At 41.1% G+C, this 23,925-nt stretch carries 23 protein-coding genes, 2 tRNA genes and 1 pseudogene; 11 read left to right on the forward strand and 15 right to left on the reverse strand.

Annotated features, from left to right (window positions below; translation table 11 throughout):
* Positions 1-974 precede the first annotated feature (974 nt).
* The 4 genes from AC2SLT_RS06555 (at position 975) to AC2SLT_RS06570 (ending at position 3,272) form a co-directional block, all read left to right on the forward strand.
* Entirely contained in the window at positions 975-2,582 is a 1,608-nt protein-coding gene (locus AC2SLT_RS06555; RefSeq protein ID WP_486546951.1) for a sodium:solute symporter family protein, read from the forward strand.
* A 120-nt stretch (positions 2,583-2,702) separates the two neighbouring features.
* Complete coding sequence (locus AC2SLT_RS06560) at positions 2,703-2,834, forward strand: putative transporter small subunit (RefSeq protein WP_486546848.1); 132 nt, start codon at positions 2,703-2,705, stop codon at positions 2,832-2,834.
* 187 nt (positions 2,835-3,021) lie between these two features.
* Positions 3,022-3,095: transfer RNA gene (locus AC2SLT_RS06565), tRNA-Cys, on the forward strand.
* 90 nt (positions 3,096-3,185) lie between these two features.
* Positions 3,186-3,272 (forward strand) — tRNA-Leu (locus tag AC2SLT_RS06570).
* A 200-nt stretch (positions 3,273-3,472) separates the two neighbouring features.
* On the opposite strand, the gene AC2SLT_RS06575 is transcribed toward AC2SLT_RS06570, so the two are convergent.
* On the reverse strand, positions 3,473-4,693 hold the full coding sequence (locus AC2SLT_RS06575) for an LD-carboxypeptidase (protein ID WP_486546849.1): 1,221 nt from the start codon (positions 4,691-4,693) through the stop codon (positions 3,473-3,475).
* 219 nt (positions 4,694-4,912) lie between these two features.
* Between AC2SLT_RS06575 and hemB the strand changes: the two genes are divergently transcribed.
* Complete coding sequence (gene hemB / locus AC2SLT_RS06580) at positions 4,913-5,923, forward strand: porphobilinogen synthase (RefSeq protein ID WP_486546850.1); 1,011 nt, start codon at positions 4,913-4,915, stop codon at positions 5,921-5,923.
* 108 nt (positions 5,924-6,031) lie between these two features.
* Here the strand turns inward: hemB and AC2SLT_RS06585 are convergent, their stop codons facing one another.
* Positions 6,032-6,658: an OmpW/AlkL family protein gene (locus AC2SLT_RS06585; RefSeq protein ID WP_486546851.1), complete on the reverse strand. Its 627-nt coding sequence runs from the start codon at positions 6,656-6,658 to the stop codon at positions 6,032-6,034.
* Positions 6,659-7,320: 662 nt separating this feature from the next.
* Here AC2SLT_RS06585 and AC2SLT_RS06590 point away from each other — a divergent pair.
* The 5 genes from AC2SLT_RS06590 (at position 7,321) to argB (ending at position 14,770) form a co-directional block, all read left to right on the forward strand.
* A complete protein-coding gene (locus tag AC2SLT_RS06590) occupies positions 7,321-9,357 on the forward strand; it encodes a UvrD-helicase domain-containing protein (protein WP_486546852.1) in 2,037 nt (678 codons plus the stop codon).
* Between the two features lie 91 nt (positions 9,358-9,448).
* The gene (mgtE, locus tag AC2SLT_RS06595; RefSeq protein WP_486546854.1) at positions 9,449-10,840 is read left to right on the forward strand and encodes a magnesium transporter; all 1,392 of its coding nucleotides are present in this window, start codon (positions 9,449-9,451) and stop codon (positions 10,838-10,840) included.
* A gap of 82 nt (positions 10,841-10,922) precedes the next feature.
* On the forward strand, positions 10,923-11,387 hold the full coding sequence (gene dut, locus AC2SLT_RS06600) for a dUTP diphosphatase (protein WP_486546856.1): 465 nt from the start codon (positions 10,923-10,925) through the stop codon (positions 11,385-11,387).
* Positions 11,388-11,645: 258 nt separating this feature from the next.
* On the forward strand, positions 11,646-13,613 hold the full coding sequence (locus AC2SLT_RS06605; RefSeq protein ID WP_486546857.1) for a phosphohexomutase domain-containing protein: 1,968 nt from the start codon (positions 11,646-11,648) through the stop codon (positions 13,611-13,613).
* Positions 13,614-13,858: 245 nt separating this feature from the next.
* Entirely contained in the window at positions 13,859-14,770 is a 912-nt protein-coding gene (argB, locus tag AC2SLT_RS06610) for an acetylglutamate kinase (RefSeq protein WP_486546952.1), read from the forward strand.
* A 144-nt stretch (positions 14,771-14,914) separates the two neighbouring features.
* On the opposite strand, the gene AC2SLT_RS06615 is transcribed toward argB, so the two are convergent.
* From AC2SLT_RS06615 to AC2SLT_RS06675, 13 genes and pseudogenes are all read right to left on the reverse strand, one after another.
* Entirely contained in the window at positions 14,915-15,253 is a 339-nt protein-coding gene (locus AC2SLT_RS06615; RefSeq protein ID WP_486546858.1) for a hypothetical protein, read from the reverse strand.
* An 18-nt stretch (positions 15,254-15,271) separates the two neighbouring features.
* Complete coding sequence (locus AC2SLT_RS06620; protein ID WP_486546859.1) at positions 15,272-15,454, reverse strand: hypothetical protein; 183 nt, start codon at positions 15,452-15,454, stop codon at positions 15,272-15,274.
* 152 nt (positions 15,455-15,606) lie between these two features.
* Complete coding sequence (locus AC2SLT_RS06625; protein ID WP_486546860.1) at positions 15,607-15,945, reverse strand: hypothetical protein; 339 nt, start codon at positions 15,943-15,945, stop codon at positions 15,607-15,609.
* A gap of 3 nt (positions 15,946-15,948) precedes the next feature.
* A complete protein-coding gene (locus AC2SLT_RS06630) occupies positions 15,949-16,584 on the reverse strand; it encodes a hypothetical protein (RefSeq protein WP_486546861.1) in 636 nt (211 codons plus the stop codon).
* A gap of 116 nt (positions 16,585-16,700) precedes the next feature.
* Positions 16,701-16,850, reverse strand: a pseudogene (locus AC2SLT_RS06635) (hemagglutinin repeat-containing protein); the annotation flags it as partial.
* A 201-nt stretch (positions 16,851-17,051) separates the two neighbouring features.
* Positions 17,052-17,399, reverse strand: coding sequence for a hypothetical protein (locus AC2SLT_RS06640; protein ID WP_486546862.1), 348 nt, complete (start codon positions 17,397-17,399; stop codon positions 17,052-17,054).
* A 160-nt stretch (positions 17,400-17,559) separates the two neighbouring features.
* Positions 17,560-17,844, reverse strand: coding sequence for a hypothetical protein (locus AC2SLT_RS06645; RefSeq protein WP_486546863.1), 285 nt, complete (start codon positions 17,842-17,844; stop codon positions 17,560-17,562).
* 380 nt (positions 17,845-18,224) lie between these two features.
* Positions 18,225-18,554 (reverse strand): hypothetical protein, encoded by a 330-nt coding sequence (locus AC2SLT_RS06650; RefSeq protein ID WP_486546864.1) that lies wholly within the window; start codon positions 18,552-18,554, stop codon positions 18,225-18,227.
* A gap of 3 nt (positions 18,555-18,557) precedes the next feature.
* The gene (locus AC2SLT_RS06655; protein WP_486546865.1) at positions 18,558-18,734 is read right to left on the reverse strand and encodes a hypothetical protein; all 177 of its coding nucleotides are present in this window, start codon (positions 18,732-18,734) and stop codon (positions 18,558-18,560) included.
* 182 nt (positions 18,735-18,916) lie between these two features.
* Complete coding sequence (locus AC2SLT_RS06660) at positions 18,917-19,255, reverse strand: hypothetical protein (protein ID WP_486546866.1); 339 nt, start codon at positions 19,253-19,255, stop codon at positions 18,917-18,919.
* Positions 19,248-19,469 (reverse strand): hypothetical protein, encoded by a 222-nt coding sequence (locus tag AC2SLT_RS06665; RefSeq protein ID WP_486546867.1) that lies wholly within the window; start codon positions 19,467-19,469, stop codon positions 19,248-19,250. The genes AC2SLT_RS06660 and AC2SLT_RS06665 overlap by 8 nt, the downstream gene beginning before the upstream one ends.
* A 373-nt stretch (positions 19,470-19,842) precedes the next feature.
* Positions 19,843-20,208 carry a hypothetical protein gene (locus tag AC2SLT_RS06670; RefSeq protein WP_486546868.1) on the reverse strand — a complete coding sequence of 122 codons (366 nt, stop codon included), beginning with the start codon at positions 20,206-20,208 and terminating at the stop codon, positions 19,843-19,845.
* Positions 20,209-20,545: 337 nt separating this feature from the next.
* Positions 20,546-20,923 carry an arsenate reductase gene (locus tag AC2SLT_RS06675; RefSeq protein WP_486546869.1) on the reverse strand — a complete coding sequence of 126 codons (378 nt, stop codon included), beginning with the start codon at positions 20,921-20,923 and terminating at the stop codon, positions 20,546-20,548.
* Positions 20,924-21,267: 344 nt separating this feature from the next.
* Here AC2SLT_RS06675 and leuS point away from each other — a divergent pair, with 344 nt between their 5' ends.
* Positions 21,268-23,925: a leucine--tRNA ligase gene (gene leuS / locus AC2SLT_RS06680; protein WP_486546870.1), complete on the forward strand. Its 2,658-nt coding sequence runs from the start codon at positions 21,268-21,270 to the stop codon at positions 23,923-23,925.

Genomic DNA, 23,925 nt, shown 5'->3' on the forward strand with positions numbered 1-23,925 from the left:
ATTGTCCCAATTAGGGGCTTTAGGATTGAATGATACAATTATATTTACTAACTCTTTCTTTTTACTAACTCTTTCTCTTTACTAACTTAAAGCCTGATATTGTAACCTATACAGGTCAAATAGTCCGACCCTCTTTTCAGTTGACAATGACTGGTTTGTCATACTGAAATCAGCTCTTATAAAACATAAATGTATATGTGTCGGTAAATGCCAACCTCATAGCTCAAATTAACCCTCTTACTCATTTTAACCACTCAGATTGTTCCTTTTAATCCGTCAGTTTCCTTAACATAGTCAGCAAACCCTTGGACCATTTGAAAAAAATTTAATATTTAGTTACTCTATGTTGCTCAAATTTTGCTACTTGTTCTAGTAACACGTCTGCCAATCTTTGACAAAGTTATTGACGGTAAATAAATAAATTAAGTAAATCGCTAAGTGACTAGTAAAGTAAACGCTTAAGCAATTAGTCGAGTAAGTGGTTGACTTATATTGATATTTATAACATAGCAAGCGCCATAAAGGTATTAACATCTACCTTAGTATTAGCGCTTACTTTCATATGGTGTACTCCTAAAACAGTATGACACCCTGCAAGTACCACCGTTTCGAGATGTATTAAGCCCATTTGAATTTAATACTCATCTAAATGCGTTACATAGTTTAGCGTTCTTATTGCTGAAGACTATAGTCATTGTTTAAAACTAAAGTCATCATGCCAAGCAAGTGCATACCTATGTAATGCCAAAAATTACGCCAAGATTTTGCGCTATTAATAATGAACTTTTAAGTGCCTATCTACGCGCTAAGTGGCACTGTTGGCATATACCCATTTAAATAATAAGGATAGTACTAGGCGTTGTATAGAGTTGATTAATGGCACGACTGACATCTTTTTATCCTATAACCAACAAAGGAGATTAAGTTTGCAAACCCAAGAATTATTCCAATTCTCGGCCGTGGCTATCATTATCATGATGCTGGCCTTCTATGGAGGGACTTATTTACTCTCATTATTAATCAAAAAAGACAAAGAAAATACCACCGGCTTTATGGTAGCAGGCCATGGGGTTGGTTTTGGTATGGGCGCGGCCAGTATGACTGCCACTTGGATATGGGCAGCCTCATTTTACGCAGCAGCCACCTCAGGTTACAAATATGGATTGTCTGGCCCTATTCATTATGGATTTTGGGGGGCATTGATGATTTTATTCATCTACCCATTTGGCATGCGCTTTCGCCAACTTGCCCCAAATGGTCATACCTTAGGCGAGCTTATTAAAGCCAGACATGGATCCTCAAGCCAATTAATCTTAGCGGTTTCAAACCTCATGGGGAGTTTAATTAGCTTGATGGTCAACTTTACCGCTGCCGGAGCATTGGTATCCGTACTCTCGCCGTTATCCTTCCAAACAGGAGTGATCATCGCCGGTATTGGGGTTTTAAGCTATACCTTAAGCTCAGGATTTAGAGCTTCAGTATTTACCGACTTTGCCCAGCTGGTCGCTTTGATGGCAATCGGTGTGGTTATTATCCCTGCGGTATTGTTTGCGATGGGTGGACCTCAAGCCATGGTAGATGGGTTGCCTAACCTCACCGCTCAACAACAAGACTTCTTCTCATCCGAAGCCTTTTTTCAACAAGGTGCTCCTTATTTTGTTGCCGTATTGGCCTATGCAATCGGTAACCAGACCATTACTCAGCGTCTCTTTGCCATCGATAAGAGCAAGATTAAAGCGACTTTCGTCACAGCAACGGTCGGCTATGCCGGTATCGTTATTGGACTAGGTATGATTGGATTGATGGCATTGACGGTTGGCGTACAACCTATGAATGGCGATATGAACAATCTTATTCCGCAAATGGTTAGCAGCTACCTACATCCCGTATTCATTGCCATGTTTTTTATCTTGGTCATCGGCTCACTTTCCTCAACTGCTGACTCTGACTTATCTGCCTTATCAACCATTATGATGGCCGATGTCTATGCCAAAAATATTGCAAAAGGCAAAGCTGATCCTAAGAAGATGATGATCGTGGGTCGTGCTACTATGATTATTGCGACAGCAGCCGGTTTGATTTTTGCCAGTTTAAAGCTTGATATCTTGGTGATGTTAGTATTCGTTGGTGCGCTTTGGGGGGCGGTGGTATTCCCTGTTATCGCCAGTGTATTCTGGGACAGGGTCACCAATCTAGCCTTCACAACTAGCGTCATTGTGGCCCTTATCTTCTTCTGTATTGCTCGTTTTGAGCTGGTATCTATGGTCGGTAATACTGCCCTATTGTTTGAGATATTGGCAAGCGTTGGCGCCGCCGTTGTGATAGGACTTATGGTTTTTGGGTTTTTAGGACGCACCTTAGGGATGATTGCAGCGGCCATTACCTTAGTGCTAATGCTGATGTTTGCTACCAACTTCCTACGTCAGTACATGGTATTGGTAGCGTCACTCACCGCGTATGGCGTGAGCACACTTGTCTGTATTGGTCTAAGCTTATTCAATAAAGAGCGTTTTGACTTTGAGCTGATTCAGCAACGAGTCGGAGACTATGACAAAAAAGCAACCTCGGCCACTTCACGCTAGACAGCTACTTTACGTTAGATATCAATATCAGCAGTTGCCTGAGCTCAACGAGGTAATATGAGAGTCACAAGACGAGTAAACGACTTAAACAGGTATTAATCAATATACTAGGAGACTATTATGAGTGTCTTTACCTACGGCTTATATATTTTAGTATGGCCTGCCATTACTCTTGCAGTACTTGTCCTGATCTGTACAGCCACCTATCGGGATATAAAAAAGGCTAAAAAAGAGAACCGTTCTATTGTCTAACAGGCAAATAATATAAACATAGTCATGTTCAGCTTGTCCGGCTTGACCACTGTCTCATTTTACAAGCTGAACGGTCTTTGTCTGATGAATGTCATATCGGTACAGCCTTGTCATTATTTATATTTAAAAAAATAGTGATTACAGCTTGTAATTTATTTTTTATTTGCTATTATAGTTCACCTCGAATGGCTGGGTGGCAGAGTGGTTATGCAGCGGATTGCAAATCCGTGGACGCCGGTTCGATTCCGACCTCAGCCTCCAAATTAAGTGTTGACGAATATTGTTTTTATGGTAATATACGCGCACTCAATAAGTTGTTGGTAACATTGAACAACTTAATTTAAAAGTTTTGCCCGGGTGGTGAAATTGGTAGACACAAGGGATTTAAAATCCCTCGATCGCAAGATCGTGCCGGTTCAAGTCCGGCTCCGGGTACCATATTTTAGGTATAAAAAGAAAGGCTTCCAAGCAATTGGAAGCCTTTTTTCTGTTTGCGTGTTTTGTGGTTTTTAAATACCCTTATAATCCCTAAGATATATATTCAAGCTTATAAGAAACGGACTTAAGACCATTTAAATGTCTTTAAAAGCGCCCTTTCAAAATACTTATTCAACACCATAACTCATCAAATTCATAAGTCACTGCCACAACCCCTCAGCATAAATTAACGAACCATCAATTGTCGGATAACCACTAAACTCCAGGGCAATACCTAAGCTCTTTGGCTTTAAGGTACACATTGCGCCAAGCGGAAAGCTTTGCTTACGTGATACATGCCCAAAAGGAAGCCCCGTATACACTGGCAGTCCCGTAATACGCTTTAACTGGTCAATGACTTCACTCATATCATATCGCGCATCATAACTGTCTTCACCTGTGCCAGTAACCGTACCAAGTACAATCGCTTGTTGGTGTTTAAAAGCACCTGCCAAGTGCAAACTATACAGCATCCGTTCAATTTTATAAGGCTGTTCGCCTACTTCTTCTAAAAATACAATACCTCCTTCAGGCTTGGGTAAATATGAGCTGCCTACCAAAGCTGATACAATGCTTAAATTCCCTCCCCATAGAATACCTGAGAGAGGGTTGTTCAAATCGGAATAGTGTTGTGGCGGTAGATCTATGACAAGATTTGGATTGGTGATGGCGTTAACAAACTCTTGGCAACTGACTTTGTCCGGTTGACTTTTACCAAATTCGCTATACAACATAGGGGCGGATAAGCTACTCATGGTACCTTGGGCCAATAATGCACATTGCAAGGCGGTCACATCGCTAAAGCCTGCCATAATACTACCCTGCTCTTTTAAGATTCGCCCTAGTGTCGGCCAATCGACATGTTCGAGAAGCCGAATAGCCCCATATCCGCCGCGTATTGCCATCAATAGTTTTGGCGCGGCAATGGCGCCGGTGGCAATATTTTGTAAGTCGCTAATTCGTTGTTGATCAGTTCCGGCAAAGCGCAGATATTGCCTTCGAGTCACTTGTGGATTTTGAATGTCAAATCCAGCACAGCTTAGGCGTTGTAGCCCTATTTGATTTCGAGCGTCGTCTAGCCCAGCGTTTGAGCTTGAAAATAGACGTGTAGATATAGTGGGCCTAATACAGCTTGTATTATTGGTTTGAGCAGGGGTTTGCGCAGTGGTATGTAAAGGGGTTTGCGAAAGGTCATTTGAATTTTTTAGATCTGTTATATTACTGCTGCTATCATTGCCTACAATCAATGTATTCGCTATTGCATGCTTTGAATGACTACTCCATAGACTCATTCCTGCGACACCAAACGTGGTTAACTTGAGAAATCTTCTGCGATCGATGTCACACTTACCTAATAAAACAGAGTGCTGGTTATCATTCATAGCTATCGCGACCTCTTTCGAATAAATAAGTTTAATAAGTTTGTTGCTTTATCCTATCTACAACCCAAAATATACCTAGCTCTGCGTTATAATATACAGAGATTGCAAATTCTTCCATAGATTATGGTCTTTGAGTGTAATTACCAATAGGCATCTAACGTTTTAACTGTCTTTATAAAAGCTATAAAAACCAACCCTATTAAATTAGTAGGAATAATTATGAGTTATACCTTTAATCGTACCTTTCCCCATACTCGCCTACGCAGGCTAAGAGTCAATGATAATGTTCGCGCAATGATTCGTGAAGTTGAGTTATTGCCCAAACATTTTATCGCTCCTGTTTTTGTATTAGAAGGTGAAAATCAGCGTGAAGCTGTCGCCAGTATGCCAGGCGTTGAACGCTTATCGATTGATTTATTAATTGATTATGCCAAACAGCTACTGGCTGAGGGAGTGACGACAGTCGATATCTTCCCAGTGATTGACCCACGCTTAAAAACCGAAGATGGTAAAGCCGCTTATGATCCTGATGGCTTAGCATGCCGTTCGGTTCGTGCCCTTAAAAAAGAAGTCCCTGAGATGGTGGTTATGACGGATGTCGCCTTAGACCCCTACACCTCTCACGGTCAAGACGGTCTACTTGATGAGACAGGCTATGTGGTCAATGATGAGACAGTGGATGTCTTAGTAGAGCAAGCTCTCGCCCATGCACGAGCAGGTGCGAATATCATATCCCCTAGTGACATGATGGATGGTCGAATTCTGGCTATTCGTGAAGCCTTTGAAGCAGAAGGGTTTGTTAATACCAGCATTATGGCTTATTCCGCTAAATATGCATCTGCCTATTATGGTCCTTTCCGTGATGCGGTCGGTAGTGCCGGTAACCTGAAAGGCGGACACAAGAAGCAATATCAGATGGACTTTGGCAACCGTGCAGAGGCGCTACACGAAGTGGCGATGGATATTAATGAAGGCGCGGATATGGTCATGATCAAACCAGGTCAGCCATACTTAGACCTAATTCGTGAGGTTAAAGATACCTTTGGAGTTCCTACCTTTGCTTATCAAGTATCGGGTGAATACGCCATGCACATGGCTGCTATACAAAATGGTTGGCTAACTGATGCCGTTATATTAGAGTCACTGATTGGCTTCCGCCGTGCAGGAGCAGATGGTATTTTGACTTATTTTGCTTTAGAGGCAGCTAAGCAATTAAATGCTTTAAAATAATGTCAATTTATTCAATTTTGTTTTAGTCAAAAAAACCCCGTTAATTGATGATTAACGGGGTTTTTACAGTTATTAGGTATATTAACATTAGCGTATTGATAATTAATATTAGAAACGCTGAACGTATGATATACCATATACCCAAGGGTTAATCTCAACAGTACCAATATCAGTACCATCAAGTTTGACATCTGGCTCAAGGTCGATGTAGCGAGCGTCTACACGAACCGCATCGGTGTCACTGAGTTTGAAATCAACACCCACATGGCCTGCCACACCCCAGCTGTCATCGATATCTAAATCAGCGCCGCCATCGATACGCTCCTCAAAGAAAGTAGTATAGTTAGCACCAACCCCAACAAAAGGCTTAACGCTAGTGCTCACGTTGTCGAAGTGATACTGTAAGGATAGCGTTGGAGGAAGATGTTGGGTTTTAGCATTGACGACTGCACCAGCAGCATTTTTCAATTCGATATCGTGATGGAATGGAATGGCCGCTAATAACTCAATACCGAAATTATTCATTGGAAAATATTCAGCAGTAATCGTTGGACGAACATCAGAATCTACGTCTACTTTATAGACACCATTTGCAAGGGTTCCATTATCGCTGTCTGGATCTACATAGCCAGCACCCACACCTACAGTCCAAGTACCTGCGGTTTCTGCCATAGCAGGCGCCATACTAAAACCAGCAGCTAGAGCAGCTAAAAGTAATGCTTGACGTTTCATCATAGTATCCTCAACTTAATTTAAGTAGTCAGTAATCGATTAAAGCGTAAGATTCTTATAAATCAATCATAACGCCTAATAATAATCTTAAACCGTTAGAATATTACTCGCTCCTAACTGTCTGGTTGTATTATATTACATATCCTTAAATGCTGTAAGGTATTTAAACAGAAAACTCACGACTAATTAGTCGTAACTTTTTACATTTTCTTGGGTTTTATAACTTGAAAAATTTTATGAAATCCTAAGGGCGAATGAATTAATTTTTCATTATTAGGCTTTAACTTGTTATAACGTCTTTTATCATGTCTTATCGGATAACTGCCTGTCTATTCTTCTATAGTATGGTTACTCATTTTAGCGGTTGTGATTTCATCGTTAACGCCTATAATAACACCTCCGCAACTTTAAACTTTTTTTAGCTGTCACAAACGTTTAAAAGGTTTGAGCTCTTTAATCGTTATATAAGCCGAATTCTTAATCACTATTTAGCCATCTCAACTAATAGCCATTTAAACTAAGATTGGCTCGAACTGATAGGATTAGTTTAAGTTTTGCGTTTTTTCTAAAGCTAATCCTATCCAAGCTTTAGAACCTGTTCGAATTTTAGCAGTATAGAATATAAAAGATTCAATATAAAAATTTTTAATATAAAAAGGTGTGTCATGAGCAAGCTAAACCCCAAACAACAAGAGGCCATGACTTATGTGACTGGTCCCCTCCTCGTTTTAGCGGGTGCAGGCTCAGGTAAAACATCGGTCATTACTCAAAAAATCGCTTACTTAATAGAACAGTGCAATATTCCTGCAGAGCGTATTACCGCCGTGACCTTTACCAACAAAGCTGCGAGAGAAATGAAGGCACGGGTATCCTCCCTGATGCCGAAAGAAAAAACGCGCGGGCTAACGGTGTCTACCTTTCACCAATTTGGTTTGCAGTTTTTGCGCTATGAGCTGCTACACACTCCGTTAAAAGGCAACTTCTCTATCATGGATGCCGACGACAGTAAGCGTCTGCTGATGGAGCTTATGATGCGAGATAACTTGTCTGGTGCTGAAAGCCGAGAGCTTGTGGGTAAGGCAATTAAATTTATATCTGATTGGAAAAATGACCTTATAGAGCCAGAGAAAGCGATGGAAACTCTGGACGATCCTGAAGATATGATCTTTGCGACCCTTTATGCGTTATATGAGCGTAACCTGCGTGCTTATAATGCCGTTGACTTTGATGACTTGATTGTCTTGCCAGCTAAGATATTACGTCAAAATTCACAGCTACGAGACAAATGGCAAAACCGAATTCGCTATTTATTGGTCGATGAGTATCAAGATACCAATACCGCTCAGTATGAGCTGATTAAGCTTATCGTCGGTCCTTTGGGTAAGTTCACTGTGGTAGGTGATGACGATCAGTCTATCTATGCTTGGCGTGGGGCTCGTCCTGAAAATATGGCCTTACTAAAAGAGGACTTCCCTAAGCTCAAAGTCATTAAGCTTGAGCAAAATTACCGCTCAACTAACCGTATATTAAGTGCCGCCAACCAAGTCATTATGAATAATGAGCACTTATTTGATAAAGCACTATGGTCAGAAAAGGGTCAAGGCGAAAAAATTCGCATCATCAATTGTCGCAACGATGATGATGAATCAGAACGAGTTGCCAAAGAGATCGTCACTCATAAGCTTCGCTTTGGCAATGAGTGGGAGCAATATGCAGTGCTGTACCGCAGTAACTTTCAGGCTCGTATGCTTGAGGCTCAGCTGCGTCAGTTGCAAGTCCCCTATAAACTCTCTGGCGGACAGTCGTTCTTTGCACGTAGTGAAATTAAAGATGTAATGGGTTATTTACGCCTGATTTTAAATCCTGAAGATGACAGTGCTTTTTTACGTATTGTCAATACGCCAAAACGGGGTCTTGGGCCAGCTACGTTGGAGAAGCTAGGACTGTTTGCGCAGGAGCACAGTATTTCACTATTGGCAGCCTGTACTCACGGCGGCTTACCTCATGTACTACCAAGCAAGGCTTATAGTACGCTTAAAAGCTTTGGCGACTTTATCGAGCATTACACCCGTGAGCTTGATCAGCACCCTGACCCCGTGCCTTTGGTGCGCCAAATGATTGATGAGACGGGCTATATCGACTTTGTCCGCTCAGACTCAAAGACTCCTCAACAAGAAAAAAACCGTCTGGATAATATCGAAGTCCTTTATACCAGTATTCAAGCTTTGATCAATCGAGCAGATGACGATGATGACAAAACCATCGATGCGGTCATTCGCAAATTGGTCTTACTTGACATGCTTGAGCAGCAACAAGAAGAGGAAAACACCAATAAAGTCAACCTGATGACGCTGCACGCTGCAAAAGGGCTCGAGTTTGATTTTGTTTATATTATGGGGTTAGAAGAAGAGCTACTACCGCATCGAAATTCTATCATTGGCGAGACCATTGAAGAAGAGCGCCGCTTGATGTACGTTGGCATTACCCGTGCCCGCCGTGAACTTACGTTGACATTAGCGGCTCAGCGCCGCGGCGGTGGTCAAATGCGTACCACGACTCAAAGTCGCTTTTTAGAGGAGCTACCCGAAGAGCATTTAGACTGGCCTGCCAATGCCAAAAAGAAAAAGGCAGAGCGAGATCCTCAAGAGGTGGCAAATGAGTATATGGCAAATATTAAAGCCTTACTACAGAAAAAGAAATAAATGTACACACTATTTTAAAGCTTTAAGAGCCTGTTTTTAGACGCTTAACCTCCCCCTTATTAAATATTATTTAGATTATCCAAAGGCGCCCATGTCCAGTCATACTGAAAACACAGCCAAACAAGACGCCTATCCTGAAGGGTATGATCGTGCAGACGACAAGCTAATCTATCTGCAGCGGCTAGTCTATGATCGAAATGAAACCCAAATAGCTGAGTTCTTAAGTGAGCAGTCTGACTATGAGATTGCCAGCCTACTTGAGTCATTCCCACCCGATTCTCGTCAAATAATTTGGGAACAAGTCCCTGTCGACATGAAGGGACAGGTTCTAGCTGAAGTTGAGGATGATATTCGCCCATCATTGATGGAGAATATGCTAGCAAAAGAGATCGAGACGCTGGCAGAAGATCTAGACGCGCAGGACATTGCAGAGATCTTAGACACGGTAGATGACAAAGTTCGATCTGAGGTGATGTCCCATCTTGATGAAGAGCTTCGTCAGCAGGTCAGTCATCTAAATACCTATGAAGAGTATGAAGTGGGTGACTATATGGACCCGGATACTATTCAGATTCAGGGCAATATTACCCTCGAGCAAGTTCAGTCCAAGTTACGCCAAGATGAAGACTTACTGGATGATCAAACTCAAGAGCTCATCGTGGTGGACGCCAGCAATCAGCTGTTGGGTTTGTTAAGCTTAGTGGATTTAATTAAATATCCGCAGCACTCTTTGGTTGAGCAATGGATTGATCCTGCCATTACCATCAATGATCGGATGGATATCCAAGATGCAGCCGCCGTCATTCGCTCATCTGACATACGTTATGCGCCAGTGGTCAATAGCCATGGCGAGCTTGTAGGCCAGTTAAATGCTGAAGATATCATGGAGATTATTCAAGACGATGTCGACAGTACGATGAAGCACTTAGCGGGTGTTAGTGATGATGAAGAGCTGTTTGCACCCATTTTACGAAGTGCCAAAAGTCGTAGTGTCTGGTTAGGTATTAACCTATTGACAGCGCTGCTTGCGGCAGTTGTCATTGGACAATTTGAAGAGGTATTGGCCCAAGTCGTTGCACTGGCAGTCTTAATGCCAGTCGTGGCTAGTATGGGTGGTATATCGGGTAGTCAAACATTAACTGTGGTTATTCGCGGTTTGGCCATGGGTCAAATCGGTGGCTCAAACCGCTTATGGCTGATGAACAAAGAGCTATGGGTAGGGGCAATCAATGGGGTTATTTGGGCATTGATCATGGCAGTCATTGCTCAGCTTTGGTTCCATGATCCTAAAATTAGTGTGGTTATTGCCTGCGCTATCGCCATAAATATGACCGCCGCTAATGTGGCAGGTATTGGTATTCCTTTATTACTTAAACGTATGGATATCGATCCCGCTTTATCGGCATCGGTTATATTGACCACAGTGACGGATATTGTCGGCTTTATGTCCTTCTTAGGTCTCGCAAGTATCCTAATTTTATAAGTAAATTCTCGTCACCTCAGTTTTAAAACAGCTATCAATAATTCAGCTAACTCTATAACCGTTATAAATAAAAGGGTAAATTATGAACTCTGTTCAAGTCAAGGTTTTAAATCCTAAGATAGGCAAAGACCCCAAGTTTCCTATGCCCAGTCGAGCAACTGATGGATCTGCGGGTATTGATTTACGTGCTTGTATTGATGACTCCATTACCATTAAAGCAGGTGAAACCCAGCTTATTGGCACTGGTCTGGCGATATATATTGCCGATCCCAATTATGCCGGAATTATTTTGCCGCGTTCAGGACTCGGTCATAAGCATGGTATTGTCTTGGGAAATTTAGTCGGTCTTATTGATGCCGATTACCAAGGTGAGCTTATGGTCAGTGTCTGGAACCGCAGTAATACAGATTTTGTACTCAATCCTGCTGAGCGTATGGCTCAATATATGGTTGTTCCTGTGGTACGACCAGAGTTTGAAGTCGTCTCAGAGTTTACGGAGCAAAGTGCGCGTGGTGCTGGCGGGTTTGGTCACTCCGGTCGCGATTAAGAAAAAATTAGGGTTGTCATTATGCGCCTAGCCTACCCTCTATTTTAAATATTAATTTAACCTTGTATTGATAGGTATAGTGATTTTAATTAAGCAATTATTCATTCAATTCTCTACCTATTTTCTACTTTCATTGACACGGCAATCAGTATTTTAAGTCTACTACCAGATTCCAATTTATAACTCAACAGGATAAAAGTATTATAAATAGTTGTATATCAGTTATAATGAAAGTTTACATGTAAACAGGTTTATGACGTGTCCTCTTTTGCTTTTTCTGCTCAGCACATTCTGTTCAAGGCTTACGATATAAGAGGTGAGCGTCATTATTTCAGCCTTGAATTTACGAAAGCAGTCAGTCAAGCCCTTGTTTGCCATTTTTTTGATAAAGCTAAGTTCTTGGATAAAGGGCACATTTTAGATAAAGGAAAAATAAATACAGTCGTCATTGGCTATGATGTGCGTCATGGCAGTCAAGAGATAGCAGAGCAATTAGCCAATAGCTTTTATGAAAATGGTGTGGAAGTCATTTGGCTAGGCATGGTGACGACTCCAATTATGGCTTATTGGGCTAATCAATATCAAGGACATGGACTTATCGCCACTGCCAGTCATTCTGAGGCAAGCTATATTGGCATTAAATGGTTAATCAGTGGTGAGTCACCAAGTAGCGAGGACATTCAGGAAGTTTATAAGATTACCAATGACCTTGTACAACATCCATCCGCACTTAACGTATCTTCAGATAAGTCGTCAGCACCTACCCTGTCATTAGTAAATAACACCAAGCTCCCGCAGATCAAAACATCCCCTAAAATTCCTATTGACAACCAAACTGTCATTCGAAGCTATTATGATGAAAATGCTTTAGATCTTAAGGTTTTAGACCCTGATATAGTGTTAGAGCGTTATATCGAAGCTACTCAACACGCATTGGACTCTATCAATAAAAATCAAGCTCAGAGTATAACTACTACAGCGCATACCGATAATCCGACCTTTAAAGTCGTCATAGACTGTTTGAATGGTGTCACGGGACTGTTCGCTGAGTCTTTTTTTACAAGACACCCAAACTTATGTTCAGACGTCATTTTACTCAATAACGTACCTGACGGAGATTTCCCGAAAGGCAATCCTGATCCTATGGAGGATCAAAGACTGCAAGAGCTCTGTCAAGCGGTCGTTGAAAATGGTGCCGATATTGGCTTAAGCTTTGATGGTGATGGTGATCGCTTAATGGTAGTCGATCATCAAGGCCACCCCTTAGCCCCAGATCATCTGCTGTATCTGTTAGCCCGCGTTGCTGTTGAAGACTATAGTCATAAAGACTTTCAAGACCGATTATCTGACTCTTCTTTATTAAGCCAACCTGAAAGCACTCCATTACCTAATGAGAATAATCCTCTGACACCGATCGTCATTTTTGATGTGAAGTGCTCTCATCATCTGCCAGTATTGATTAAGCAAATTGGCGCAAACGGTCAAATGAGTAAAACCGGCAGTAGTATCTTCCGCCGTGCACTACAAGCTAAGAAATATGGGACAAAAGATCCCGTCTTATTTGCGGGCGAGTTGTCAGGACATTTCATATTTAACGATGGTCACTTTTTATTGCACGATGATGCCATGTATGCGGCCCTTCGCCTGTTAAATTGGTTACAGAAGCAGTCTAAAGATCCTGTTACGAACAAGCCTATTTATATCTCTGACATTATAAATACCTTACCGCCGATGGTGAGTACAGCAGATGTCTACTTACCAGTGGACAATTATCAACCTATTGAAAGACATGATCCTTATGGTTTGTATGGCCTAGAGGAATGGGCTAAAGACGATGACAGAGAAGTTGAAAATATCAGACAATCCATCCTAAGTCGACTGACCGCACTATGCAAAAAACTGCAAAATAGTCAGTCAACTTGTTCTACTCATGCAACTGCTCTTAATCATACGACGAGCAAAACCTCTAAGGCCTTGTCTCATCATACTTTAGCTGAAGGCTTGCCAGAAGATATCCGTCTGACCTTTATAGATGGGCTACGTTTGGATTTTGCGCATGGTTTTGGGATAATAAGGTCCTCGAGAACCAGTGACAAGCTCACGGTACGCTTTGCAGGTGATACACTATCCGACTTACAAAATGTACAAAATTATTTTGTTAACCTGTGTCAATCTGTTAGTCAAGACTTGGCAAATCAAGTCGCTAAAATTAATATTCAAAGCTAGTTTCATTTATAACGTTTTCAATTTAAAGCCAAATTCATTTAAAGCCACTTTTCATTCTATGCCAGTCACATTGCAAACTAACCTCTAAATTGATCAGACATTGATGAACTTCAAACGTGCTTTTTAAATTTTCAGCGTCCTTTAAATTTCCTACATTAATTTACCGTCTTTTACTCATTTATTCACTGTAATTGGCTATAATTATGCCACTTCACCCTACTTTTAACCCGAAAGAAGAGTTACTCATGTCTTTAAACCTTGCAGAAGCCAAAACCACTGCCGAAGTTCTTACCACCGCCCTACCTTATATTCAACGTTTCGAAGATAAAATTATCGTGGTCAAGTATGGCGGCAATGCCATGACGGATCCTGAGCTTGAAAGCTCATTTGCACGTGACATTGTTTTACTTAAAACGGTCGGGTTACATCCTGTCGTGGTACACGGTGGTGGACCGCAGGTTGATAATTTGCTTAAAGAGTTAGGTCGTCAATCAGATCGTATTGATGGCATGCGAATTACAGATAAATCGACCATGGATGTCGTTGAAATGGTGCTAGGCGGTAGCGTCAATAAATCAATCGTCAGCTTAATTAATAAGCATGGCGGTCGTGCCATCGGTCTTACAGGCAAAGATGCTAACTTAATTCTTGCAAGAAAATTAAAAATGAGCAAAGTAGATAGTGCGGGTCAAAGTACAGAAATTGATCTGGGCTTTGTCGGAGAAGTGGTCAGTGTCAACAAAGACGTCATTATGATGTTAATTGCATCCAACTTTATACCAGTCATCGCCCCTATCGGCGTTGATCAAGACGGTAATAGCTATAATATTAATGCAGATTTAGTGGCGGGGAAAGTGGCAGAATTTATCCAAGCGGAAAAGCTTATGCTGCTGACCAATATTAAAGGTGTGTTGGATAAACAGGGCAATGTTGTGACAGGTCTCACACCGAAGAAGGTGGATGGGTTAATCGAAGATGGGACAATTTCAGGTGGCATGATACCAAAGATTCAGTGCGCGCTTGACGCCGTGCGTGGGGGTGTCAAAAGTGCCGTTATCGTTGATGGACGTGTGCCAAATGCTACCTTGTTAGAGATCTTTACTAACGAAGGTGTTGGTACCTTAATTAGCCGCGATCTTGAGAGTGCATTGAGTTAACTAGATCAATCATCTGTCAACACGATTTAATCTAATTAGAGCTCTTTAAAATTATATGAGACTTTGAAATTACAAGGTACTTTCAAATTATAGGATTACACCGTTATTTAGGATACAAGCGCCCTTTCAATGAATTAAGCCAACTTACTGAGTAAGATATCTTTGACAGGCTTCCGTTTCTTGATAAACTTTGTAATCGCAGGTTTTCTTATCTTTGTCACTATAAGAATAACCTTTATTCTCCATACACATGCTAGAGATTACGACTTCATTTCTTGTCATATAGCCAACATTGTTCCAGGTATTACTAAAGCCACAATCAAGCATGTCTGTTTTTGTTTGTTCCGCTAAGGCACTACCTTTAGTCGGATACTTGCCATGAAAATAAAATCCCTTGTAATCGTCTGGATAATCAAAAGCGCGTTCTATATGACACCCTACTAGAGTAAGGCTTATTAAAAGTGAGAACGTTAGTAATTTCATAAATTATTCTCCATCTACCTAGTTTTGCTGATTATCATAGGGATAAGCAGGCTCCCACTGTGGTAAATCAGCGCCATTATTAGGGATACCATCATCCCAATAATTGTTCTCATCACATGCATCACTTCCAACCCCATAACAATTATGCGCTGTGGTTTCTGCACCAATAATCACTGTTGTAGCACCTTTCAGAATCCCCATTTATTATTGTCTTTGGTCGTGCCGCCTGTGCTTGAGTTCAAACCGACTAAGCCACTAACGGGATCGGCTTCGTGGGCTTGTTCGTCTAGCTTTTATTGAGCTAAAAGACACCCCAGCAATCGCTAATGTGTCTTCCGATAAGTTAAGTCAACTTACTGAGTAAGATATCTTTGACAGGCTTCTGTTTCTTGATAAACTTTGTAATCACAGGTTTTTCTAGTTTCGCCATTCTTAGAATAACCTTTATTTTCCATGCACATGCTAGAGATTGCGATTTCGTTCATCGTCATATAGCCAATGTTGTTATAGGTATTACGGAAGCCACAATCAAGCATGTCTTTTTTTGTTTGTTCAGCTAAGGCACTACCTTTAGTCGGATACTTGCCATGAAAATAATATCCCTTGTATGCGTCTGGATAATCAAAGGCTCGTCTTATATGACAACCTTCTAAAGTAAAGCTGATTAAAATTAATAACGTGAGTAATTTCATAAATTATTCTCCATCAATTTTATTTTTCGGATTATCATATCGATAAGCAGGCTCCCACTGAGGTAAATCTGATCCATTATTAGGGATACCATCATCCCAATAGTTTTTCTCTTTGCATTTCTCATTTCCCACTCCATAACAACTATGCACTGTAGCAGGATTTCCAAACATATCTTTCCATTCGCCAAACATGGTTTTTCCTTCTGAGTTATTTCCGCCTGTTGAAGGGTTTAAGCCTATAATTGTGCCGACTAGGTCAGATTTATGAGTTTGATAGTGAATACTCATATCTGACTTCTCTTGCTCTGTTGTTGGTCGATATGTGCTTAATTCAGGGTTCAAGGGATCAAGTACCAATATGTCATCACGCCCTTGTAGTTCGGCAAGCTTGTTATCGGCATTGCGAACATTTGTTGCTGGCCCCACCATATTGGTACTTAGCCCTGGATAGGCGCCTGCTTTACCATCATTTTGCAGTGAGGTATAAACATTCGTGATCGTGAGGGAACCACGGCTATGTCCGTCTAGTTGCATGCCTGTTGCACCGTATGTCTCAACCAGCCCTTTGATGTTCTGACTAGCATTGGTTAAGCCTAGCGTATCGCTTTCTAGGTACTTTTGATAGCCTGCGACCATCATTTCAGATAAGGGGTTATTGGTATCTGGGAAATAGACAAAAATATATTGGGTTTTTATCTAAATTAACTTCTTCACCTAATGCAGCACTCTCATCTCGTCTATTTTGAACAGCATATCTAAGTGCCCATGCCTACTTTGATATTACCACCATATTGCCTATCTTTACTGTCTGATTCATGAGTGTCTTGCAAACTTTTCATGGTCAAGCTTCCCCCAACATCAGCGACTATTTTATCTGCTGAAGCCACAGCACCTACTAAGTTGAGGTCGCCACCGCTTTAAATAGTTAGTTCATTACCTGCGTTAACATGAGTATTGTTATGGGTGACGCTTTGTCTCCTATACCAAATAGATACCATGAACCAGTCACTCTCAGCGATTCAAACCCACTAAAACTTCAGGCGGTTAATACACTTATACCGTTAAGTAGGATAATGTTCTTCATGGGTTATTGCTCCTTTGAGCAATTACTGTTCATTTGCTTTTTTCCAGTCATCACAAAGTGCATGATTTTTATACATATCTTGCTCACATGTCCAACCTGCTGAATCCCTCCAACCTTTCTCCTCCATACATAACGACTCTTTTACGCTTGTGGTGCTACCCACATTTGGGTCTATACCACAATCTTTCATCGCTTGATGTGAGCGTGCGATATATTCTAATGCGGCTTTTTTAAGTTCCTCTTTATTGGTGTATTCCTTGTCTCCTACACCAGGTAAATTCCATGTACTAGTCTCTCTGGGCGGTTCAAACCCCCTAAAACTACAGGCGGTTAAGGCTGTTGCCATTAAAATAATCATCACCTGTTTCATATTATTTTATTTCCTCATCATAAAGAGTGGAATTGTTTAATTCATAAACGGTACGTTCTTGACGCATTCCCAGTTTTTCACCTTCTCTATCTCAATAACCATCTGAGACACAATGCGTTACCCACAATCGCTAATGTGTCTTTCGATAAGTTAAGCCAAACTATTGAGCGAGATACTTTTGGCAAGCGGGTTCTTCTTTATAAGCTGGATTCAAACATATCGTGGACTCTTCAATAGATTCCTTACGATATTCTTTTCTCTCCATACACAACGTGGCATTAATATATTGTGTATTATGCTCATCGTTAGCTTCTATATAACTACTATAAGGACTATCGAAGCCACAAGCTAACATGTCTTGCTTTACTACTTCAAAAGGCGTGTCCCCTCGTTTGTGTTTATAAAAGTATTCCCATGCCTCTGGTGGTGGTTGAAAATAATTCATGGAACACCCCGTCATCAATGCTGTCATTAGTATATAAAGTATCCATTTACTCATCGTTTGCTCCTTGATTGTTATTTTTTGGGCGGTATACAGGCTCCCAATTCATAGGTTGCTTGTTTTCAAGTAAATCATCGTTTGCGCACTCGTTAGTCCCCACCCCATAACAATTATGCGCTGTGGTTTTTGCGCCACTTAGTACTATTGCAGCACCTTTGACAACACCCCATTTGCCGCCGTCTTTGGTCGTGCCGCCTGTACTTGAGTTTAGACCGACTAAGCCACTAACAGGAACGGCTTCGTGGGCTTGGTAGTTCTTTTATTATTGAACAAAAAAGACACATCAGCAATCGCTAATGTGTCTTTCGATAAGTTAAGCCAAACTATTGAGCGAGATGCTTTTGGCAGGCGGGTTCACTTTGATAAGAACTATGTTTACAAACTCCACCTTGCAATGCACCACTATGTTTATAGCCTCTACTTTCCATGCATTGATGCGCTTGAATATAATCATTTTTTTTCATGACAGCAAGATTAGCAGTATTGCTTATAAATCCACATGCCTTCATATCGCCTGTTATTTGAGTATATAAAACATCTCCCTCATTTTGCTTGTAAAATAATTCCCACGCTACGGGTGGTGGTTGAAAGCTACGAGAAATACTACATGCTGTTATAAATAAAGCTGTGATTACTATTATAAAAAGCTTCATGCTTTACTCCGTTACTGTGACTTTATCTACTTTAGGTTTGTTATTATTGATAATCTCTTGAGGGCGATATACTGGTTCCCAGTTTAGTGGTTTGCTATCTTTTAACAATTTTTCTTCAGCACAGTCGTCTGTCCCAACCCCATAACAATTATGCGCTGTGGTGGTTGCACCACTAATCACTATTGCAGCACCTTTGACAACACACCATTTGCCGCCGTCTTTGGTCGTGCCGCCTGTACTTGAGTTCAGACCGACTAAGCCACTAACGGGATCGGCTTCGTGGGCTTGGTAATTCTTTTATTATTGAACAAAAAAAGACACATCAGCAATCGCCAATGTGTCTTTTGATGAGTTAATTCAAACTATTGAGCGAGATGCTTTTGGCAAGCGGGTTTATCTTTACGAGCTGGATTCAAACATATCGTTGGTTCATCTACAGACTCATTGCGATAACCTTTGCTTTCCATACATAGCATGGCATTAATATACTGTGTCTTATGCTCATCATCTCCTTCAATATAGCTAGTGCCAGCATTATCAAAGCCACAGGCCAACATATCTCGCTCAATCACTTCAAAAGGCGTATCCCCTTTTTTATGTTTGTAAAAGTATTCCCATGCGTTTGGTAGTGGTTGAAAAGACTTCGCAGAACACCCTGTCATCAATACTGTCATTAGTACATAAAGCATCCATTTAGTCATTGCTTGCTCCTTGATTGTTATTTTTAGGCCGATATACAGACTCCCAATTTAAAAGCTGCTTGTTATAAAGTATATCATTATCTTTACAAAACTCCGTCCCAACCCCATAACAGTTATGCGCTGTGGTGGTTGCGCCACTTAGTACTATTGCAGCACCTTTGAAAACACCCCATTTGCCGCCGTCTTTGGTCGTGCCGCCTGTACTTGAGTTCAAACCGACTAAGCCACTAACAGGATCGGCTTCGTGGGCTTATTCGTCTAGCTTTATTATTCATTAAAAAAGACACACCAGCAATATAATTAGAAACTTTGAAATTAATAGAGCTCTTTAAAATTATATGAGACTTTGGAATTATAGGACTTACGTTAATTAGGATATAAACGCCCTTCAATTTTACGCAAGTCCTCAATTTTTACGTAAATCCTATATATTACCCAATCTAAAAGTTAACCTATCAAGGGCAGTGATAGCAAACACTACAAAGAGTGGGTTTATTGAGGCTATCAACAGTAGGTTATTTTATAGAAGTTACTTTATAAGTAAGGCACTGTTGAAAGGCACTCATTAAAGCTATGTACACTGTTCGCTAATAAGCGCAAAACTCTACTGAGCTATAGTTGTCATTGCCATAAACTTTCATATAATGGTTGCCCCTACTTTCCGTATAGTAGGTGGTGCTATCATCATAGTTATCTCTAACACCTTCAAGACGTCCACTAGGGCCTTCAACATAGGCCACATTTAATTGATCATTTCCCGAGTTACGAATGACCATCTCTTGATTGGGCTGTAACCATAAGCGAAACTTTTTACCATCTTTCATATATCCAGAAAAACTACCACAATAACTACCATCGGCGAAAGTGACTTTAGTGGACTGCTCCGCCGCTTGCACTGGTAAAGCAAATAGACAACCGATCGTTAGCGCTGAGATCATCAAAACATTTTTCATATTTTTCCCTTAAAAAAGTTAATAAAACTTATATTTATAACTTATATTTATAAAAAGCAACCTATCGAGTAAACCAAATCTAATTTAGTCTAAGCAATACCTTTAATGGGCTAAGCTAGTTCAACAAAGTAAAGTTACTTTTCTAAATTGTTATAAACTTATTGAGGCATTCCTTATAATAATACACAACTCATTTAATAAATACTGAGCTATATTATGAAGTTTATATGAATTGTTATTAACGAAGGCTAAATCACTGTTTAAATATTACATTCTCTCACTATTAACTTAAAATAATCTATATCATCAATACTCATTAATTTTTAACATCCTTTATTTAAGCAAAAGCTTCTGAATACTCTGCGTCATCAAAGCCACATAATAAAATATCTTTAGCCTCGTACTTGCCTTCTAAAACGCCTTCTACAATAGGACGCTTAATCATACTGGTATTCTCAATTAATAACGCTATTGCCGCATCGATATTGTCATCAGCAGCTTGCTTTTGTTCTTCAGTCAGCTTGCGCCACGTGGTGCCTCGTTTATTGAGTACTTTTTCAATACCGAGTTTATCTACCCAGCGCTCAACATGTGCTTTATCGATACCTTGCTTTTTGTAGTCATGAAACTCGTAAGCTACGCCCATGTCATCCAATTTATTAAACGCTTTTTTCATCGTGCTACAGGCTTTGATACCGTAGATTGTCATTGTCATCATTGTCTCCAGTTAATATTGATATGTTTCAGTTCAGTATATGTGTTCAGTAAACGTAAGTCCTTTAATAGCTTCTTTAAGAACCTGTATTCACAAGCTGCCGTTATGATATTTTTAGGCAAAAAGAGCCAATTATAGAGTGTGAATACCGGTTCAAAACCAGCTTAATAGCATTTACTTTACGATGTCAATGAAACGCTAAAGTTAGTGCACACCATCGCAATTTTAGTCAATTTACGCTATCCTATCGTATCTGATTATTATCCTTAATTTTACTCTTTTTCATCAAAACCTTAGGGCATGTTCAACACACCCTATTAAAAACATCCAACTTAGAGCCTATTATGAGCACTGCAGCATCCGAACAATTAAATTCTAATCATTATCAACCCCATATCATCGAAGCTGAACAACAAGCGAAATGGGAGGCTGACAAACGTTTTGAAATCAGTAACGATATTAGCAAAGACGCCAATACCCGTTATATGCTGTCTATGTTCCCTTATCCTAGCGGTAAACTGCACATGGGGCATGTTCGTAACTACACCATCTCTGATGTTCTGAGCCGTTATTATCGCTTAAAGGGCGACAAAGTCTTACAACCGATGGGTTGGGATGCGTTCGGCATGCCAGCAGAAAATGCCGCAATCGCTAATCAAGTGGCTCCGGCTAAATGGACCTTTGATAATATTGACAACATGCGCGCCCAGTTGAAGACTTTAGGCCTGTCTATTGATTGGTCACGAGAATTTGCGACTTGTACGCCAGAGTACTATCGCTGGGAGCAATGGTTCTTTTTACAGTTATACAAAAAAGGCTTGGTGTATAAAAAGCTTGCAACAGTAAACTGGGATCCAGTGGATAACACCGTACTGGCTAATGAACAAGTCATTGACGGTAAGGGGTGGCGTAGTGGCGCCCCTGTCGAAAAACGTGATATCCCAATGTATTACTTTAAGATCACAGAGTATGCTGATGAGCTGTTAGATGATCTTGATGAGTTAGAAGGTCAATGGCCAAGTGATGTCATTACTATGCAGCGTAATTGGATCGGTCGAAGCCAAGGTATGGAAGTGCATTTTCCTTATAAAAATACCGACGACATTAGTACCTTAGACGTCTTTACGACTCGTCCAGACACCCTTATGGGAGTGACTTATGTGGCAGTGGCAGCAGAACATCGCCTTGCTAAATTGGCTGCTGAGCAAGATCCAAAAATAGCGGCGTTTTGTGACGCCTGTAAATTAGGGTCTGTTGCGGAAGCGGATCTGGCCAAAGCTGAAAAAGTAGGGATGGATACGGGATTAACGGTCACTCACCCATTAACAGGAGAAGAAGTGCCTGTGTGGGTCGCCAACTATGTGTTAATGAGCTATGGCTCAGGTGCTGTCATGGCTGTTCCTGCTCATGATGAGCGTGACTTTGAGTTCGCTACCAAATACGGCTTACCGATTAAAACCGTTATCAAAACACCAGAAGATCATGAAGGGCCTTACACCGAACGGGGTACGTTGGTTAACTCTGGGGAATTTGACGGTCTTGATTTTGAGGCCTCTTTTGAGGCCATGTTGGCCAAACTTGAGCCTCAAAAGTTAGCATCGCGTAAGATTCAGTTTCGTCTGCGTGATTGGGGGGTCTCTCGTCAGCGTTATTGGGGTTGTCCCATCCCGATGATCAACTGTGAGTATTGCGGTAATGTCCCCGTCGAAGAGTCGGAGTTACCTATTAAACTACCGACAGATGTGGTACCGGATGGGCGTGGCAACCCTCTAAAAAACATACCTGAATTTGTCAATACAACCTGTCCTAAGTGTGGTGGCCCTGCCGAGCGTGAAACCGATACCTTTGATACCTTTATGGAGTCTAGCTGGTATTATGCGCGCTTTGCCAGCCCCAATGACGATACCCAAATGGTCGATAAGTCAGCTGCTGATACGTGGTTACCCGTTGACCAGTACGTCGGGGGTATTGAGCACGCGGTCATGCACTTATTGTATGCGCGCTTCTATCATAAGTTAATGCGTGATGAAGGCTTAGTCTCTGGCAATGAGCCCTTTAAAAACCTTCTAACCCAAGGTATGGTGTTGGCGGGTACGTTATATCGTAGCAATGATGACGGTAGTAAAACTTACTACTTCGCAGAAGAAGTAGATATTAACTTCGATGAGCGTGGACAAGCCGTTAGTGCGACCTTAAAAGCCGATGGCCTGCCAGTCACTATTGGCAAAATTGAAAAAATGTCGAAGTCAAAAAACAATGGTGTCGACCCTCAAACGACCATCGATCAATATGGGGCAGATACGGTACGATTATACACCTTGTTTGCTGCCCCTGCTGATCAGACGTTGGAATGGTCAGATGACTCATTAAAAGGTCCCTATAACTTCTTGAAAAAAGTATGGCGTGAAACGCAAGATCATATACAGGCACTCAAAGATCAAGAGGTATCTTTGGACAGTTTACCGAATATAACGTCCATGGATAGCAGTCAGTTGTCAAGCTCTGCTAAAGACTTACGCCGAAAAGCGCATGACGTTATCGCTAAGATTGACAATGACCTTGGTGAACGTTTATCTTTGAACACACCGGTGTCAAGCTTGATGGAACTAGCGAATGCGCTCAGTGCTTTCACCTCAAAAAACAAGCAACTTGATGCCACCTTACTTGCTGTTCAGCATGAAGCTATCGTTACATTGCTGACTATATTGTCGGTCTACGCTCCCCATATTTCCGAGTACTTATTAGAGCAGTTGTCTATCGACACCACAAACCTGACTTATCCAAAACTTGATGAAACTGCGTTGGTTCAAGATACCATTACTATGGTCATTCAGGTTAACGGTAAGGTTCGTGGTAAGATGGAGGTCGCGCCAGATAGCGATGCCGAAACGCTAAAAGCACAAGCTAAGCAAGTAGAGAGCGTGGTCAAATATCTAACGGGTGACATTAAAAAAGAGATTGTGGTACCTAATAAATTGGTCAATATCGTTGTGGCGGGATAA

The sequence above is a fragment of the Psychrobacter sp. CX18 genome, from assembly GCF_057396215.1.